This window comes from Pseudomonas cichorii (genome assembly GCF_003700275.1).
GTDB classification, from domain to species: Bacteria; Pseudomonadota; Gammaproteobacteria; order Pseudomonadales; family Pseudomonadaceae; genus Aquipseudomonas; species Aquipseudomonas cichorii_B.
This window is the reverse complement of record NZ_RBRE01000083.1, coordinates 74,473-89,263: the sequence shown is the minus strand read 5'-3', so window position 1 is coordinate 89,263 and position 14,791 is coordinate 74,473. Positions and strand designations below refer to the sequence as shown.

The 14,791-nt window shown below is 59.5% G+C and carries 12 protein-coding genes; 11 read left to right on the top strand and 1 reads right to left on the bottom strand.

Annotation, left to right across the window (positions count from 1 at the left end; genetic code table 11):
• Positions 1-191 precede the first annotated feature (191 nt).
• Positions 192-1,184, bottom strand: a complete 993-nt coding sequence (locus tag ALQ04_RS21080; RefSeq protein ID WP_122317772.1) for an AraC family transcriptional regulator — start codon at positions 1,182-1,184, stop codon at positions 192-194.
• Positions 1,185-1,577: 393 nt separating this feature from the next.
• On the opposite strand from ALQ04_RS21080, the gene ALQ04_RS21075 reads away from it, so the two are divergent.
• The 11 genes from ALQ04_RS21075 (at position 1,578) to ALQ04_RS21025 (ending at position 14,724) form a co-directional block, all read left to right on the top strand.
• Positions 1,578-2,159 (top strand): alpha/beta hydrolase, encoded by a 582-nt coding sequence (locus ALQ04_RS21075; protein WP_122317673.1) that lies wholly within the window; start codon positions 1,578-1,580, stop codon positions 2,157-2,159.
• Between the two features lie 99 nt (positions 2,160-2,258).
• Positions 2,259-3,191 carry a sigma 54-interacting transcriptional regulator gene (locus ALQ04_RS21070; protein WP_122317672.1) on the top strand — a complete coding sequence of 311 codons (933 nt, stop codon included), beginning with the start codon at positions 2,259-2,261 and terminating at the stop codon, positions 3,189-3,191.
• A gap of 197 nt (positions 3,192-3,388) precedes the next feature.
• Complete coding sequence (locus ALQ04_RS21065; protein ID WP_122317671.1) at positions 3,389-4,171, top strand: MetQ/NlpA family ABC transporter substrate-binding protein; 783 nt, start codon at positions 3,389-3,391, stop codon at positions 4,169-4,171.
• Between the two features lie 234 nt (positions 4,172-4,405).
• Positions 4,406-5,302 carry a TauD/TfdA family dioxygenase gene (locus ALQ04_RS21060; RefSeq protein WP_122317670.1) on the top strand — a complete coding sequence of 299 codons (897 nt, stop codon included), beginning with the start codon at positions 4,406-4,408 and terminating at the stop codon, positions 5,300-5,302.
• 16 nt (positions 5,303-5,318) lie between these two features.
• Positions 5,319-6,200 (top strand): ABC transporter ATP-binding protein, encoded by an 882-nt coding sequence (locus ALQ04_RS21055; RefSeq protein WP_122317669.1) that lies wholly within the window; start codon positions 5,319-5,321, stop codon positions 6,198-6,200.
• Positions 6,201-6,276: 76 nt separating this feature from the next.
• Positions 6,277-7,143, top strand: coding sequence for an ABC transporter permease (locus ALQ04_RS21050; RefSeq protein ID WP_122317668.1), 867 nt, complete (start codon positions 6,277-6,279; stop codon positions 7,141-7,143).
• A gap of 51 nt (positions 7,144-7,194) precedes the next feature.
• Positions 7,195-8,205: an ABC transporter substrate-binding protein gene (locus tag ALQ04_RS21045; RefSeq protein ID WP_122317667.1), complete on the top strand. Its 1,011-nt coding sequence runs from the start codon at positions 7,195-7,197 to the stop codon at positions 8,203-8,205.
• A 187-nt stretch (positions 8,206-8,392) separates the two neighbouring features.
• On the top strand, positions 8,393-9,355 hold the full coding sequence (locus tag ALQ04_RS21040) for an RHS repeat-associated core domain-containing protein (RefSeq protein ID WP_122317666.1): 963 nt from the start codon (positions 8,393-8,395) through the stop codon (positions 9,353-9,355).
• A 142-nt stretch (positions 9,356-9,497) separates the two neighbouring features.
• Positions 9,498-10,613, top strand: a complete 1,116-nt coding sequence (locus ALQ04_RS21035; protein WP_122317665.1) for an efflux RND transporter periplasmic adaptor subunit — start codon at positions 9,498-9,500, stop codon at positions 10,611-10,613.
• Positions 10,610-11,680 carry an efflux RND transporter periplasmic adaptor subunit gene (locus ALQ04_RS21030; RefSeq protein ID WP_122317664.1) on the top strand — a complete coding sequence of 357 codons (1,071 nt, stop codon included), beginning with the start codon at positions 10,610-10,612 and terminating at the stop codon, positions 11,678-11,680. The genes ALQ04_RS21035 and ALQ04_RS21030 overlap by 4 nt, the downstream gene beginning before the upstream one ends.
• On the top strand, positions 11,677-14,724 hold the full coding sequence (locus tag ALQ04_RS21025; RefSeq protein WP_122317663.1) for an efflux RND transporter permease subunit: 3,048 nt from the start codon (positions 11,677-11,679) through the stop codon (positions 14,722-14,724). Before ALQ04_RS21030 ends, ALQ04_RS21025 begins: the two co-directional genes overlap by 4 nt.
• Positions 14,725-14,791: the final 67 nt, after the last annotated feature.

The window sequence follows — 14,791 nt, the reverse complement described above, 5'->3', positions numbered from 1 at the left end:
GGACATGCGAAAGTGATTCACGAAGAACCCACCTTACGGTGGGTTTTTTCGTTTTCGGCGGCGAATTTACCAGCAAACCTTTAAAGCCTCCACGTTTGATCGTGACCAGTGGACATGAGGTTTTCATGGCGTTTGGATTTACTGAGACCGTCTGAATACAACAGGTGGTCAAGTGATGGCAGCGCTGCAGTTCACCTCGCCAACGCATTGCGATACTGCTCCGGTGTCTGCCCCGTCCAGCGTTTGAAGGCGCGGTTCAGGCTGTCGGTATCGGCAAATCCCAGCAGGTAAGCGGCTTCGCTCAGGGAAACCAGCGGGTCATTGATGTGCAGCAACGCCAGGTTCTGGCGACATTGCTTGAGCAGCAGGTCATAACGGCAGCCTTCGTCGGCCAGGTGTCGTTGCAGGCTGCGCGGGCTCAGGTTCAAGGCCTGGGCAATGCTTTCGGCCGAGGGTTCGCCTTCCGGGAGCAGGCTTTCGATGGCTGAACGCACGCGCTGTTCCCATATCAGCGGTTGATGTTGTTCCGCGTACTGGCTTGGCTCGTTCAGGGGCGCCAGGTTGTCGTCCAGATGGCTGTCAAAGTCAGCGCTGGCGAATTCCAGCAGGTTTTCTTCCGCCGAGAAGTGCAGCGGTGCACGGAAGAAGTCGTGCCAGGGTTGCGGGTTTTCCGGTGCGCGGCGCTGCAAGTGGACACTCAGCGGCGCATAGCCTCGTCCCAGCCGGTTACGACAGGTGCGTACATAGATGGCGGCGAAGGCATCCAGCACTTCGGGGGCGGGTAGCGGGGCATCTGCCGGTGCATTGAAACTCAACTCATAACGTTCGCCGACTCGCCTGAAGCTCAGGACCAGTGCGTCATTGGCCACCGAGTGGTAGCGCACGATGCGCTCGAAGACTTCGCGCAACGACTCGCTGGCCACCAGGGTGTAGCCCAGCGCATGAAAGGTGGTCGGGCTGACGAAGCGTGATACCCGCAAACCCAGTGCCGGATCACCGCTGGCCTGGACTGCCAGTTGCCAGAAGCGCCGGGTTGCGTGCGACGTGTGTCCGGCGTCGGGTGCATCGACGTGCAGTGGATCGAGCCCGGCAGCCTTGCACAGCTCCAGGCTGTCGAGGTTCAGGGCGTCGAGTTGTTTGCGCAGGGCGCGGTTCCAGGTGGCAAGGCTGTTTGACTCGGGCATATGCATGACCCTTCCTGTCATCGGTTGGTGCAAGGTCGGGCGTGCCCGACAGGGTACCCGGTGGCAACTCCTTTGCCCGGTACCGCTGTCAAAGAATGGAAGCATTTATGACAATTGTGCAAGTGTTGCCTGACTGAATGCATACCCGGTCATATAGGGCGCAAACGTGTTGTCGGAGTTTTCCTTTGTTGTCGTCATCCTGTAACCGAAGGTGTTTATCTTCCCCTGTGAAAGCGATTTTTAGAGGGATCGTCCTTGAGACAGGGGGCGGTTCCTTTTTTTTTGGCTTTGCATATTCCTTAAGGGTATTAATAAATAGCTACTTATTCCTTATCGGATATAAGTTTCGTCCCTATACTCGTTCCATGAATGCCCATCTGCAGGAGGCAACCCATGCACAACGAGTCGATCCGTTATCTGATCGTGCCAGGCTGGCAAGGGTCGCCTGAAGATCATTGGCAAAGCCACTGGCAGGCCAGTCTGCCCAACAGTGCGCGAGTGGAGCAGTCCGACTGGCTCCGCCCTCGTCGTGAAGACTGGGTCGGCGAGTTGCAGCGGATGATTTCTGCACATGACACGCCAGTGATCCTGATCGCGCATAGCCTGGGTTGCATCACGGTGGCGCATTGGGCGCAACTGGCTCCGCTGGAATCCTTGCGCCAGGTGCATGGTGCCTTGCTGGTGGCGCCGGCCGACGTCGAGCGTCCCAACTGTCCACCAGCGTTGCGCAATTTTGCCCCGATCCCCAAGGACCTGCTGCCGTTCCCGACACAGATCGTCAGTTCGGACAACGACCCTGCCGTCAGCTCCCAGCGCGCTCTGGAAATGGCCCGTCGCTGGGGCGCAGAAGTCGGATTCCTGAGTCAGGCAGGGCACATCAACGTCAAGTCTGGCCATCAACGCTGGGAACAGGGTTTCGCTTACCTGTACCGCTTGCAGAACCGGCTGGAACAGCACGCACGCCGTCGGGCATGAGTTCATACCCTGCCGACCCCATCATGTTTTCGTCGGGCCATTGGGGCCTGTCTGTTTTTTAACGCTTGAGCCTCGCATGGGCTCAGGCGGGAGTTTGTCATGAGCCTTGAAGTTTTCGGTCAGCCGTTGCTGACGTTCCCCGAAGCGGACAAGAGTCCCCTGAGCATCCGCGCCAAGGCGCTGGTTTTCGTCGATCCGCGTTCTCGTCAGTTGCGTGAAGAAATGGAGCAACTGGCGCCTCGCTCGCTGCCTGTCCTGATCCGTGGCGAATCCGGCACCGGCAAGGAACTGCTGGCGCGGCACATTCATCGTGGCAGTGACCGTTCCGGTCTGTTCGTGTCGGTCAACTGCGGTGCCATCAGCCCTAATTACGCCGATGCCGAGCTGTTCGGCTATGCCGCAGGTGCCCACAGCGTCTCGGGCAGCAGCCGTGCCGGATGGTTTGGCTCTGCCAATGGCGGCACCCTGTATCTGGATGAGATCGGTGATTTACCGCTGCCCATCCAGATCAAGTTGCTGTCCGCTCTGGAGAACCATGAAGTCACGCGCGTCGGCGCGCAGCAGCCAAGCCCGGTGGATGTGCGGCTGGTAGCTGCAACCAGCATCGATCTGGCCCAGGCCGTCGAGGCCGGCAAGTTTCACGAGCGGCTTTACCATTACCTGAGCGAAGGGCGTCTCGATCTGCCGGCCCTGCGCGAACAGCCAGGCAATATCCTGCCGTTGGCGGAGTATTTCGTAGGCATCTACAGTCAGCGTCTGAACCTGCCGGTGCAACTGATCAGCGATGAAGCGCAGCATGTGCTGCAAGCCCATAGCTGGCCCGGCAATACCCGCGAACTGGAAAACGTCATTCACTTTGCGCTGCTGGTCAGCAGCGGCGAAGAGATTCTGCCGGAGCACCTGAACCTGCCGGAAAGTAGCAACCCGCTGGCGGAGGTCGAGCGGCTGGTCGGGCGGATTCTGGTGGAGGCCAAGGAGGAGCAGCTTCTGGCGGTGAAACGCTTGCTGGAGCGTATCCAGTTTCCGGGATGAGCACTGCTTTCCGGGGGGGCTGGTTGCCTGTCAGGGGTGGCAGATAGCAATCAAGCATAAGCACTTAGCAAAAAGATATTTTCTTGGAATAAGAAACCCCGGTAATGTCCGCTCCACGCTTGCGATGGTAATGGCATCGTGAGCAACACACTGGTGAGCTGTCGTTTTCCACGACTTTGATTTCCTAAGGATATTGCATGAAAAAGACCTTGTTGATGACCGCTCTGGCGGCTGCGTTTTCCATTGGCCTGGCTCAGGCTGGCGAAAAGCTGGTGGTAGGCGCGACACCTGTTCCACACGCTGAAATCCTGGAGCTGATCAAGCCAACCCTGGCCAAGGAAGGCGTGGACCTGGAAATCAAGGTCTTCACCGATTACGTCCAGCCTAACGTCCAGCTCAACGAAAAGCGCCTGGACGCCAACTACTTCCAGACCAAGCCTTATCTGGATGGCTTCAACAAGGGTAAAGGCGCCAAACTGGTAACCGGCGTAGGTGTTCACGTCGAACCGTTCGGCGCTTACTCCAGGAAGCACAAGAGCCTGGCCGACCTGCCTGAAGGCGCAACCGTGGCCATTCCAAACGAAGGCAGCAACGGTGGTCGTGCCCTGCTTCTGCTGCAGAAAGCTGGCCTGATTACCCTTAAGGACCCGACCAACGCTCTGTCGACGACCAAGGACATCGCCAGCAACCCGAAAAAGCTGAAGTTCCGCGAACTGGAATCGGCGGTATTGCCGCGTGTGCTGGACCAGGTTGACCTGGACCTGATCAACACCAACTACGCCCTGGAAGCCAAGCTTAGCCCGCGCAAGGATGCACTGATCATCGAAGGTGCTGATTCGCCTTACGTGAACTACCTGGTAACCCGCGAAGACAACGCCAACAGCGACGCGATCCAGAAGCTGTCCAAGGCGCTGACCAGCCCTGAGGTCAAGGAGTACATCAACAAGAAGTACGACGGCGCGGTATTGCCAGCGTTCTGATTGAGCTGTTTTTCGCGACTAGAGTTGGCCCTGCAAGATCACTGCAGGAGCGACTTTAGTCGCGAAAGCGCTGTGAAGTGCGCCTTTTAGCGCATGAATTCGCTCCTGCGACATGTTAAATGCCTTCAGCTCGTTCAGCGCTATGAATATTCCATAACGGTATTTAAATTTAGTTTCTTATACCTATAAAGTTCCTTCTCTCAGTCATCTACATGTCTTGGAGTCGGAGTCCACATGCCCGCAGCCGCCCTCGCTTCATCGTCTACCCAAGCCGCCGAGCAATCGTTCGAGGTGCGTCCACTCACCGGCAAGGTGGGCGCGGAAATAGTCGGGCTGGATCTGTCCAGGCCTCTCAATGACACCGACTTCGCCCGGCTACACAAGGCCCACCTGGACCATCACCTGATCGTCTTCCGCGATCAGCAGATCACCCCGCAACAGCAGATCGATTTCAGCCGCCGTTTCGGCGTGTTGCAGATCCACGTGCTCAAGCAGTTCCTGCTGGCCAACCACCCGGAAATCCTGATTGTCTCCAACATTGTCGAGAACGGTCAGCCTGTGGGCCTCGGCGATGCCGGCAAGTACTGGCATTCGGATCTGTCCTACAAGGAACTGCCGAGCCTCGGCTCGATGCTCTACGCCCAGGAACTGCCAAGCGAAGGCGGTGATACGTTGTTCGCCGACATGCATCTGGCCTGGGACACCTTGCCGCAACATCTGCGCGACGCTGTGCAAGGCCGCTCTGCCGTGCACAACTACACCGCACGCTATGCCGAAGGTCACAACGCTGCCAGCTGGCGCCCGACCCTGACTCCAGAGCAACTGGCCCAGGTAGTGGAAGTGGCTCACCCGATTGTGCGCACTCACCCGGAAAACGGCCGCAAGGCGTTGTTTGTCAGCGAAGGGTTCACCACCCGCATCGTGGGACTGCCGGAAGACGAAAGCCGCCAGATTCTCGACGAGATTTTCGCCCACAGCGTGCGTCCCGAGCATATCTATCGCCATCAGTGGCAGCCGAACGACATGGTGTTCTGGGACAACCGTTCGCTGATCCACCTGGCTGCCGGTTGCCCGACGCATCTGCGCCGCAAGCTGTATCGCACCACCATTCAAGGCAATGCGCCGTTCTGATTCAGGGGAGTTGTTCATGAATGCTGTCGTGCAAAGCCATACGGCTAGCGAAGGTTCGATCACGCAACAGGCCGCTCAGCATGCCACTGAAGCCTTGTTGAAGGTTCAGGGTGTGAGCCTTGAGTACCGCACACCCGAGCGGGTCGTGCGGGCGACCCATCAAGTCAGTTTTGAGGTCGATCCGGCGGATCGCTTCGTATTGCTCGGCCCGTCCGGGTGCGGCAAGTCCACCTTGCTCAAGGCGGTGGCCGGGTTCATTCAGCCCAGCGAAGGGCAGATTCGTCTGGCTGGCGTGCAGGTCAAGGAGCCTGGCCCGGACCGGATTGTGGTGTTCCAGGAGTTCGATCAGCTACCGCCGTGGAAAACCGTGATCGAAAACGTGATGTTCCCGCTGCTGGCTTCACGCACCCTCAAGCGTCCCGAAGCGCTGGAACGGGCGCGTTACTACCTGGAAAAGGTCGGCCTCAGTGCGTTTGCCGATGCCTATCCGCATACCTTGTCCGGCGGCATGAAAGCTCGCGTGGCGATTGCCCGTGCCTTGGCGATGCAGCCGAAAATCCTGCTGATGGACGAGCCTTTCGCGGCGCTCGATGCGCTGACCCGTCGCAAGATGCAGGAAGAACTGCTGGAGCTGTGGGACGAAGTGCGTTTTACCCTGCTGTTCGTGACCCACTCCATCGAAGAAGCGCTGGTGGTCGGTAACCGCATCCTGTTGTTGTCGCCCCATCCGGGCCGGGTGCGAGCGGAAATCAACAGCCATCAGTACGACCTGAAAAGCCTCGGTGGTGTTGGTTTTCAGCAAACGGCACAGCGTATTCACCGCTTGCTGTTCGATGAAAACGAAACCGGTCAGGCCGAGTCCGAGCTGAATTTCCAGGATATCCGCATCGCCTATTGAGGCATCGCAGGCTGAGCAGGCGTGGATTGATCCGCGAACCATGCCAATGCCTCGACATGACCACAGAGAACCCGACATGAGTCTTTCATCCCCCGTTCGCGAAGAATACGAAGTCACGCTGGAGCCCTTCACCCAGAAGGATCTGGCGCGTGATATCCCTTTGGTACAACGCATCTGGCAACTGGGCTGGGTACGCAAAAGCGTGATCATGATCCTGCTCGCGGTGCTCTGGGAAGTCGCTGCGCGCATCCAGAACAACGACTTGCTGCTGCCCAGCTTCCTGCAAACCGCCACGGCGTTCTATGACGGCATCATCACCGGTGAACTGCCGGGCAAAGTCTGGATTTCCCTGACTGTGCTGATCCAGGGCTATCTGATCGGCATCGTCCTGGCATTCGGCCTGACGACTCTGGCCGTCTCGACCCAGTTGGGCCGCGACCTGCTCAGCACCCTGACCGCGATGTTCAACCCTTTGCCGGCCATTGCCCTGTTGCCGCTGGCACTGCTGTGGTTCGGTCTGGGGCAGAACAGCCTGATCTTCGTGCTGGTGCATTCGGTGCTGTGGGCACTGGCGCTCAACACCTATGCCGGGTTTCTCGGAGTGTCGGAAACCCAGCGCATGGCCGGTCGCAACTATGGCCTCAAGGGCTTGCGCTTTGTCTGGCACATCCTGATTCCGGCGGCGCTGCCGTCGATCCTGGCGGGTTTGAAAATCGGCTGGGCCTTTGCCTGGCGGACCCTGATTGCTGCCGAGCTGGTATTCGGCGCGTCGTCGGGCAAGGGCGGTCTGGGCTGGTACATCTTCCAGAACCGTAACGAGCTGTACACCGACAAGGTATTTGCCGGGCTGGCGGCGGTGATTCTCATCGGCCTGCTGGTGGAAAACCTGCTGTTCGCCAATATCGAGCGCCTGACGGTCAAGCGCTGGGGCATGCAGCGTTAAGCGTCAGGAATGCTGGGGTTTATCTCTTCTTGAGTTTTTTGTGAGGGTTCCATGGTTACTTCTTTAAAACTGACCACACTGGCTGCCGCGCTGGGCCTGGCTGGTGCTCTGCTCAGCGGCGGCGCGCAGGCCGAAGGCAAGATCAGCATCGCCCAACAATTCGGAATCGGTTACCTGATTCTGGATGTGGTGCGCGATCAAAAACTGATCGAGAAGCACGGCAAGGAGCAGGGGCTGGATATCAAGGTCGACTGGAACAGCATTTCCGGCGCCACGGCGATGAACGAAGCGCTGCTGGCCGGTGCCCTGGATGTGGTGTCGGCCGGTGTGCCGCCGATGCTGACCATCTGGGACCGGACCAAGGGCAAGCAGAACGTCAAGGCGATTGCCTCGCTGGGTTCGATGCCCAACTACCTGCTGACCAACAACCCGAACGTCAAGACCATCAAGGACTTCACCGACAAGGACCGCATCGCGGTGCCAGCAGCGGGCGTAGGCTTCCAGTCGCGCACCTTGCAGATCGAGACGGCCAAGGAGTTCGGTAACGCCAACTTCAAAAAGTTCGACAACATCTCCGTCAGCCTGGCGCACCCTGACGCCACTGCGGCGTTGATTGCCGGTGGCTCGGAAATCAACTCGCACTTCTCCAGTCCGCCTTTCCAGTATCAGGCGCTGGAAAATCCCAACGTGCATAAAGTGCTGAGCAGCTACGACGTGCTGGGCGGTCAGGCCACTTTCAACGTGCTTTACACCACCCAGAAATTCCACGACGAGAACCCCAGGACCTACAAGGCGTTCTACGCCGCGCTGGCGGAAGCCGAGAAGATCATCAAGGCCGACAAACCGGCTGCCGCGCAGACCTATATCCGCGTCGAACAGTCGAAACTGCCGTTGCCGCTGGTCGAGAAAATCGTCTCTGACCCGGAAATCGATTTCACCGTCACCCCGCAACGCACCTTCATCTATGCCGAAAAGCTGCATGAGCTGGGCGTTTTGAAGAACAAGGCCGAGAGCTGGAAGGATTACTTCTTTGAAGAGGCCCATGGCGGGTCGGGGAACTGAAATCTTCGCGAATGAATCCGTTTCTACAGACGATGTGGGGGCCAATTCATTCGCGAATAGAGGGCGAACCTGTCATTTCTACGAGTAGCCAATGCTGCGGTGAGGGTTCATTGTGAAGGTGTGAGCGAGGCAAGCCCTGCTCATGCAGATTGTTCAGGCAGTCTTACTTTTACAATGGTTACCCGTCATGCCGCATCGAACTGTCCTGTGTCGCTACACCTACGACCCGCTGGATCGTCTCGCAACCCGCACGCCGACCAACGATGCATTCACTCGGTCTTTCTACCGGGCTGAAAGGCTGGCCACTGAAATCCAGGGTGCCGAGCAGCGCAGTTTCCTGCATCGAGAACATCAACTGCTGGCGTTGCACACACTGGCGGGCAAGCGCCCTATTGCGACCCTGGCCGCGACCGATCAACACCATAGTGTGCTTAATACAGCTACTTCCGGGCAAAGCACCCTCATTGCCTATGCACCGTTCGGTCATCGTGAACCGATCCGGCATCTGCCTGGCTTCAATGGCGAACAACCCGACCCGCTTACCGGGCATTATCTGCTGGGCAAAGGCTATCGCGCCTACAACCCGGTGCTGATGCGTTTCAACAGCCCGGACAGCCTGAGTCCGTTTGGCGAGGGCGGGTTGAATCCATATGCCTATTGCCTGGGTGATCCGGTCAATCGTCTCGATCCGACGGGGCATGTGCCTTGGCAGTTACTCGTCGGTGTTGGTCTCACCATTACCTCCTTTTTGATTTCAGGCGGCGCCTTGTTCCCTTCGTTGCCTTTCATGCTGTCCATGCAGGCTGCCCAGGTCGGCTTTGTCAGTGCTGGCAGCCTCTCGACGATTGTCGCGGGTACGAGTGGTGTAGCAGTCGCTGTGCTTGGCATTACCCGCACGGTTCTGGGGGAGCTTGTGCCCGATTCGCCGCTGCTGGAGCCTTTGGGCTGGATTACGTTGGCGTTGGGTATTGTCTCTTCAGCTACGCGGATAGGTTCGATCATTGCCGCTAGAAATCCGCAGAATCTGACTGACATACAGAATGTGGCAGTCCCGAGACTGATTTCCAGAAGATCCATCCCGTTGGACTCGTTTGATGCATCACCGCGCTTGTCGTCTGCGATAGATATACGACGCACTTCTGTTCTATGACCTGCCCGCTTTCCTGAAAGCAAGACACTCCCCCAAGACTTGAGCCTCCTCAAGGAACCCTCTGGCCTGCGCACAGTCGCATGTTCACGTTCCTCTCGCGTGATATCACATTCGCACCTGGCAGCTGTAAAAAGGAGTCTGCATGCCTGCTCGTTCCTCTGGATTGGTCATGCTCGGTCTTGCGGCGGCTCTGCTGCTGGCTGGCTGTGGCCAGGAAAAACCGGCCGCTCCCGATCTGCCGCGGGTGTATGTGCAGACGGTGAAAACCGCCGATTTTGCCGCCAGCGTGGCGCTGACCGGCGATATTCAGGCGCGGGTGCAGACCCGGCTGTCATTCCGGGTCAATGGCAAGATCATCCAGCGCAATGTGGATGTCGGTGATCGGGTGACGGCCAATCAGGTCCTGGCCCGGCTCGATCCCAAGGATTTGCAGATCAATGTCGATTCGGCGCTCGCCGCGGTGGCTGCCGAGCAGGCGCGAGTGACCCAGACTCGTGCTGCCTTCGTGCGTCAGGAAAAACTGTTGCCCAAGGGTTACACCAGCCGCAGTGAGTACGACTCCGCCCAGGCAGCATTGCGCGGCAGCGAGAGCGCCTTGAAAGCCGCGCAGGCGCAACTGGCCAATGCCCGCGAGCAACTGAGTTACACCGCGCTGGCTGCCGATACGGCGGGAGTTATCACCGCACGTCAGGCCGAGGTCGGGCAGGTGGTGCAGGCCACCGTGCCGATCTTCGACCTGGCCCGCGATGGTGAGCGCGATGCGGTGTTCAATGTCTTCGAGTCGCTGTTCGTCCAGCCGCCCACCGACCAGCCGGTGCAAGTAACCCTGCTCGACAACCCGGCGATCAAGGTCAACGGCAAGGTGCGTGAAGTGACGCCGGCCGTTTCGGCTGAAACCGGGACCTTGCAGGTCAAGATTGCGCTCGATCCGTTACCCGAAGGCATGGACCTGGGTTCGGTAGTGAGCGTCGCCCTGAGCGCACCGGCCAATGCCAGCGTCGAGTTGCCGTGGTCGGCCTTGACCAAGGACCTTGGCGAGCATCTGGGCAAGCCTGCGGTGTGGGTGGTAGACGAGCAGGGCAAGGTCAATCTGCGCAAGGTGCAGGTGGTGCGTTACCTGACCTCCAGAGTCATCATCGGTGACGGGCTCAAGAGTGGCGAGAAGGTCGTGATCGCGGGCGGACAGTTACTGCATCCGGACATGCAAGTCGAAATCGCCGACCAATCCCAACAGCAAAACGCCCGGGTGCAACCATGAAGCGTCTGTCCTGCCTGTTGTTGAGCGGCCTTGTATTGAGCGGCTGTGGCAAGGAAGAAACACCACCCGAGCCGGTTCGTCCGGTGGTATTTGTCGAGGCCCGGCCCGATTCGCTGCAGGAGTTCGGACGTTTCGCGGGCAATATCCAGGCGCGTTACCAGAGTGTGCTGGGCTTTCGCGTGCCGGGGCGCATTTCTCGTCGCGATGTCGATGTCGGCAGTGAAGTGAAGAAGGGCGACCTGCTCGCGACCCTCGATCCGACCGACCAGCAGAACAACGTGCGTGCTCGCCAGGGTGATCTGGCGCGAATCGAAGCGCAATGGATCAATGCCCAGGCCAATGCCCGCCGTCAGCAGGAATTGTTTGACCGTGGCGTCGGTGCCCAGGCCCAACTCGACAGTGCCCTGACCGAGCTGAAAACCACCCGCTCGTCGCTGGACCAGGCCAGGGCGGCAGCCCGGCAGGCCAGTGACCAGTTGAGTTACAGCGAGTTGCGCAGTGACGACGATGCGGTGGTCACCGAATGGCGAGTCGAAGCCGGGCAGGTCGTCACGGCAGGCCAGGAGGTCGTGACCCTGGCGCGGCCCGATATCAAGGAAGCGGTGATCGACCTGCCGGCTTCACTGGCCGAGCAGTTGCCCGCCGATGTGGTGTTTACCGTAGCCAGTCAGCTTGATCCCTCGGTGAATACCACCGCAACCCTGCGGGAAATCGAGCCACAACCCGATCGCTCGACCCGCACTCGCCGCGCCCGTCTGTCACTGGCACAAACCCCGCCGGCCTTGCGTCTTGGCACCGCGATCAGCGTGACCCTCAGTTCGGCGATTGCACCCCGCATGCGTTTGCCGGTCAGCGCCTTGCAGGAAGCCGACGGTAAAAGCCGGATCTGGGTCATCGACCCGCAAAACCAGACCGTGAACCCCAGAGACGTGACGGTTGTCAGCCGCGAGGGCGACAGTTTTCTGCTGGCCGCTGGCGTGAATGCCGGAGACAAGGTGGTGAGTGCGGGCGTCAACAGCCTCAAGCCGGGGCAGAAAGTCAAAGTCGATGAGGAAAGCCCGCGATGAAAGGGAGTTTCAATCTGTCCGAGTGGGCCATCAAGCATCAGTCGTTTGTCTGGTATCTGATGTTCGTCGCGCTGCTGATGGGCGTGTTTTCCTATATGAAACTGGGGCGCGAAGAAGACCCGTCCTTCACGATCAAGACCATGGTTATCCAGACCCGCTGGCCGGGCGCAACCGTGGACGAAACCCTGAAGCAGGTAACCGACCGGATCGAGAAGAAGCTCGAAGAGCTGGACTCGCTGGACTACGTGAAAAGCTACACCCGGCCGGGTGAATCCACGGTTTTCGTGTACCTGCGCGACACCACGGATGCCAAGGAAATACCGCAGATCTGGTATCAGGTGCGCAAGAAGATCGACGATATTCGCGGACAGTTCCCTCAGGGCCTGCAAGGCCCGGCGTTCAACGACGAGTTCGGCGATGTGTTCGGTTCGATCTACGCCTTTACCGCTGACGGTTTTTCGATGCGCCAGTTGCGCGATTATGTCGAGAAGGTCCGCGCCGACATCCGCGAAGTGCCTGGCCTTGGCAAGGTGGAGATGATCGGCCAGCAGGACGAAGTGATGTACCTGAACTTCTCCACCCGCAAGCTGGCAGCCCTCGGGCTGGATCAGCGGCAGGTGGTGCAAAGCCTGCAATCGCAGAACGCAGTGACACCTGCCGGGGTGATCGAAGCCGGGCCTGAGCGGATTTCCGTGCGCACCTCCGGGCAGTTCGCCTCGGAGAAAGACCTGGCGGCGGTCAACCTGCGGCTCAATGACCGTTTCTATCGCCTGAGCGATATCGCCGAGATCACCCGCGGCTACACCGACCCGCCTGCGCCGCTGTTTCGTTATAACGGCAAACCGGCGATTGGCCTGGCCATCGCGATGAGGAAGGGCGGCAATATTCAGGCGTTCGGCAAGGCGCTGCATGAACGTATGGACACCACCACTGCCGAGCTGCCGGTCGGCGTCGGGGTGCATAAAGTGTCGGATCAGGCCGAAGTGGTGGACAAGGCGGTGGGCGGCTTTACCAGTGCGTTGTTCGAGGCGGTGATCATTGTCCTGGTGGTCAGCTTTGTCAGCCTTGGGGTACGCGCCGGCCTGGTGGTGGCCTGTTCCATTCCGCTGGTGCTGGCGATGGTGTTCGTGTTCATGGAGTACAGCGGCATCACCATGCAGCGAATTTCCCTCGGCGCGTTGATCATCGCCCTCGGGTTGTTGGTGGACGATGCCATGATCACCGTGGAAATGATGGTCACGCGCCTGGAAATGGGGGAAACCAAGGAGCAGGCCGCAACCTATGCCTACACCTCGACGGCGTTTCCGATGCTGACCGGCACGCTGGTGACGGTGGCCGGTTTCGTGCCGATTGGTCTGAACGCCAGTTCGGCCGGGGAATATACCTTCACGCTGTTCGCCGTGATTGCCGTGGCGATGCTGGTTTCCTGGATCGTGGCGGTGCTGTTTGCGCCGGTGATCGGTGTGCACATTCTGAGCAGTAACATCAAACCCAAGTCCGAAGAACCGGGGCGCGTAGGCCGGGCATTCAACAGCAGCATGTTGTGGGCCATGCGCAATCGCTGGCTGGCAATTGGCATGACGATCCTGCTGTTCGCAGCGTCGCTGTTCTCCATGCAGTTCGTGCAGAACCAGTTCTTTCCGTCCTCGGACCGGCCGGAAATCCTGGTCGACCTGAACCTGCCGCAAAACGCCTCGATCAACGAGACGCGCCAGGTGGTCGACCGTTTTGAGGCGAGTCTCAAGGACGATCCCGATATCGAGCGCTGGAGCACCTATATCGGCCAGGGCGCGTTGCGTTTCTATCTGCCGCTGGACCAGCAACTGGAAAACCCGTTCTACGCCCAGTTGGTGATTGTCAGCAAAGGTCTGGAAGAGCGCGGTGCCCTGACCGCACGTCTGCAGAAGCGCTTGCGCGATGAATACGTCGGCATCGGTTCCTACGTGCAGCCGCTGGAAATGGGCCCGCCTGTGGGCAGGCCGCTGCAGTATCGCGTCAGCGGCGAGAACATCGACAAGGTTCGCCAGCACGCCATCGAACTGGCCACGTTGCTGGGCAAGAACACTCACGTCGGTGAAGTGATCTACGACTGGAACGAGCCGGGCAAGGTGCTGCGTATCGACATCAATCAGGACAAGGCGCGGCAGTTGGGGCTGTCTTCCGAGGACGTCGCGCAATTGATGAACAGCGTGGTCAGCGGCTCGGCGGTGACTCAGGTGCGTGACGATATCTACCTGATCGACGTGGTGGGGCGCGCCGAGGATGCCGAGCGCGGTACGCCGGAAACCCTGCAGAACCTGCAGATCGTGACCCCGGCCGGGACTTCGATTCCGCTGCTGGCGTTTGCCACGGTCGGCTATGAACTGGAGCAGCCACTGGTATGGCGCCGTGACCGTAAACCGACCATCACCGTGAAAGGCGCGGTGCGCGACGAGATCCAGCCGACCGATCTGGTCAAGCAACTGCAGCCGGACATCGACAAGTTCGCCGCCGGTTTGCCGGTGGGCTACAAGGTGGCGACCGGTGGCACGGTGGAAGAGAGCAGCAAGGCACAGGGACCGATTGCCAGCGTCGTGCCGTTGATGCTGTTCCTGATGGCGACTTTCCTGATGATCCAGTTGCACAGCGTGCAGAAAATGTTTCTGGTGGCCAGTGTCGCGCCGCTGGGGTTGATCGGCGTGGTGCTGGCGTTGATCCCGACCGGCACACCGCTGGGCTTCGTGGCGATTCTCGGGGTTTTGGCGCTGATCGGTATCATCATCCGCAACTCGGTGATCCTGGTGACCCAGATTGATGCCTACGAACAGAGCGGATACGCGCCTTGGGATGCCGTGGTCGAGGCCACCGAGCATCGCCGCCGGCCGATTCTGCTGACGGCGGCTGCGGCCAGCCTGGGCATGATCCCCATCGCCCGCGAGGTGTTCTGGGGACCGATGGCCTACGCGATGATCGGCGGCATCATCATCGCCACGCTGCTGACCCTGTTGTTCCTGCCCGCCCTGTATGTGGCCTGGTACAAGATCAAGGAGCCAAAGACGGCGTAGCCCACAGGTTGAATTGATCGTGGGAGCGAATTCATTCGCGAAGCTTTTCGCGGATGAATCCGCTCCT

Bases quoted from the DNA above. Each gene is read 5' to 3' on its own strand.
- ALQ04_RS21080 (WP_122317772.1), bottom strand. From the start codon at position 1,184: ATGCCCGAGTCAAACAGCCTTGCCACCTGGAACCGCGCCCTGCGCAAA.
- ALQ04_RS21075 (WP_122317673.1), top strand. From the start codon at position 1,578: ATGCACAACGAGTCGATCCGTTATCTGATCGTGCCAGGCTGGCAAGGG.
- ALQ04_RS21070 (WP_122317672.1), top strand. From the start codon at position 2,259: ATGAGCCTTGAAGTTTTCGGTCAGCCGTTGCTGACGTTCCCCGAAGCG.
- ALQ04_RS21065 (WP_122317671.1), top strand. From the start codon at position 3,389: ATGAAAAAGACCTTGTTGATGACCGCTCTGGCGGCTGCGTTTTCCATT.
- ALQ04_RS21060 (WP_122317670.1), top strand. From the start codon at position 4,406: ATGCCCGCAGCCGCCCTCGCTTCATCGTCTACCCAAGCCGCCGAGCAA.
- ALQ04_RS21055 (WP_122317669.1), top strand. From the start codon at position 5,319: ATGAATGCTGTCGTGCAAAGCCATACGGCTAGCGAAGGTTCGATCACG.
- ALQ04_RS21050 (WP_122317668.1), top strand. From the start codon at position 6,277: ATGAGTCTTTCATCCCCCGTTCGCGAAGAATACGAAGTCACGCTGGAG.
- ALQ04_RS21045 (WP_122317667.1), top strand. From the start codon at position 7,195: ATGGTTACTTCTTTAAAACTGACCACACTGGCTGCCGCGCTGGGCCTG.
- ALQ04_RS21040 (WP_122317666.1), top strand. From the start codon at position 8,393: ATGCCGCATCGAACTGTCCTGTGTCGCTACACCTACGACCCGCTGGAT.
- ALQ04_RS21035 (WP_122317665.1), top strand. From the start codon at position 9,498: ATGCCTGCTCGTTCCTCTGGATTGGTCATGCTCGGTCTTGCGGCGGCT.
- ALQ04_RS21030 (WP_122317664.1), top strand. From the start codon at position 10,610: ATGAAGCGTCTGTCCTGCCTGTTGTTGAGCGGCCTTGTATTGAGCGGC.
- ALQ04_RS21025 (WP_122317663.1), top strand. From the start codon at position 11,677: ATGAAAGGGAGTTTCAATCTGTCCGAGTGGGCCATCAAGCATCAGTCG.